The 1,739-nt window shown below is 63.4% G+C and carries 3 protein-coding genes; all 3 read right to left on the minus strand.

Features of this window, described 5'->3' with window-relative positions; all coding sequences use genetic code 11:
* A partial coding sequence (locus EN925_RS34640; protein ID WP_164894614.1) for an OmpA family protein occupies window positions 1–534 on the minus strand: 534 nt, incomplete at its 3' end.
* Window positions 535–645: 111 nt separating this feature from the next.
* Window positions 646–1,209 carry a GNAT family N-acetyltransferase gene (locus tag EN925_RS34645; RefSeq protein ID WP_013531462.1) on the minus strand — a complete coding sequence of 188 codons (564 nt, stop codon included), beginning with the start codon at window positions 1,207–1,209 and terminating at the stop codon, window positions 646–648.
* Window positions 1,210–1,214: 5 nt separating this feature from the next.
* The coding region (locus tag EN925_RS34650) for a sulfurtransferase (protein ID WP_164894615.1) at window positions 1,215–1,739 on the minus strand (525 nt) is incomplete at its 5' end.

Raw genomic sequence — 1,739 nt, forward strand, 5'->3', positions numbered from 1 at the left:
GCGCAGCGTCACCCGGCGATTCTGCCAGTTTTCGTTCTGCGTCTGCACCAGCAAAAACTCCTCACCGTAACCAACCGTTTCCAGTGCATGGCCGGGCACCCTAAATTCGCGCACCAATGTGCGCTTGAGCGAAGCGGCGCGCTGTTCGGACAGGGCCTGGTTCGACTGGAAGGAGCCGACGGCGTCGATATGGCCTTCGATCAGCACGCGGGCGCCGGGATCGCGGCGCAGGATTCGCCGCAGCGCGTCGGCAATAGTCTCGATCTTGTCGTATTGCGAGTTGGCAATAGCCGCCGAACCGAAGGCGAAGTTGATCGACTGGATATCGATCGAGCGGGCCATGCGGCGCAAATCCGGGCGCCGCTTGAATTCCCGGATGGTGACGCGCTCGTTCGGCCGCAATTTCACACGCGGTGCCGCCTCGAGCTTCCGCTCGATCGTCGCGGCCGAAGGCGTTGTCGCCTGGGCTGCGGCCAGGCTTGGCATGGCAATCGCCGCGATCAGCGCGGCGGCAAGAGTACGGCGGGTCAGCATGTCTTCGTCTCCTTCGGCCTTGGCCGCATTGATGGTGCGGGCAACATGCCAAAAGCAGCCTGAAGGGCCGATGAACGACAGGTTCAGATTCGAGCTGGTGTCAGCTTCCGGCTAGGGCCGCATGACGCTGGCCGCGCGCTCGGCGAAAGGCAGCGGATGCACGATTTCCTTCTTTTGCGCCACCGGTGCAAAGCCGAGCTTCTGGTAGAGCGGCAGAGCCGCCGGATGATCGAGCGTGCAGGTCTGCACCGTCACCCGCTTCGGCCCATGCGACCATGCGGCAGCGATCGCGGAGCCCAGGAACCAGCGGCCGATGCCTTGTCCCGTCGCATGTTCCATCATGCCGAAATAGGCGAGCTCGACTTCTTCCGGCAGATGCGGCTTGAGATCGAAGAAGCCGGCGGGTGCGCCGTCGAGATAAAGGACCCTGATGTCGCGATCCTCGCGATGAATGCCGGCGGCAAGCTCGTCGTCATCCAGCCTCAGCACATTGACCCAGTGCCATTTGCGCCCCACCCGGTCCATCAGATAGCGGTAGAAATGCAGCGGAATGTCCTTGGTCTTCAGCAGCGCGATCTGACGGTTGTAGGGCACCGGCGGCGAATAGGCCGGCGGCACATGCATCTCGAGAAACGTCACCGTGACGTCAATATCTTCCAGCGCGCCGTTTTCCATCGTCTTCATTCCTTGCCGATCACAACGGGGCCGGTCACGACAGGCGTGTCGGAAAGCCCGCCCCACTCCGTCCAGGAGCCGTCGTAAAGCCAGTTGTTGGTATGGCCAAGTGTTTCCAGCGCCAGCGTCACCACCGCTGCGGTAATGCCGGAGCCGCATGAGGTGACGACAGGTTTCGACAGATCGATGCCGGCCTCCTCGATCGCCTTGCGCAGGCGGTCCTTCGACAGCAGCTCGCCATTTTCCGACAGCGCCGAATAGGGCAGATTGCGCGCGCCAGGCATATGGCCGGAGCGGATACCCGCGCGCGGCTCAGGTTCAGTGCCGGTGAAGCGGCCCGGCCCACGGGCGTCGGCGATCTGGCTTGCCCTGGTGTCGACGATCCGGCGCATGTCGGCGAGGCTGGCGACGCGCCCGGAGTCGAAATCGGCATGAAACACGCTTGGCGCGATCTTCGTCGGCTCAGCCGTCACCGGTCTGCCGGCGGCTTTCCAGCCATCGAAGCCGCCATCCAGAATATAGGTCTGGAA

The sequence above is a fragment of the Mesorhizobium sp. M7A.F.Ca.US.006.04.2.1 genome (assembly GCF_004022915.1).
GTDB lineage: Bacteria > Pseudomonadota > Alphaproteobacteria > Rhizobiales > Rhizobiaceae > Mesorhizobium > Mesorhizobium ciceri.

What these genes read in the sequence shown, in the direction of transcription:
- EN925_RS34645 (WP_013531462.1), bottom strand. Translation starts at nt 1,209, where the DNA reads ATGGAAAACGGCGCGCTGGAAGATATTGACGTCACGGTGACGTTTCTC.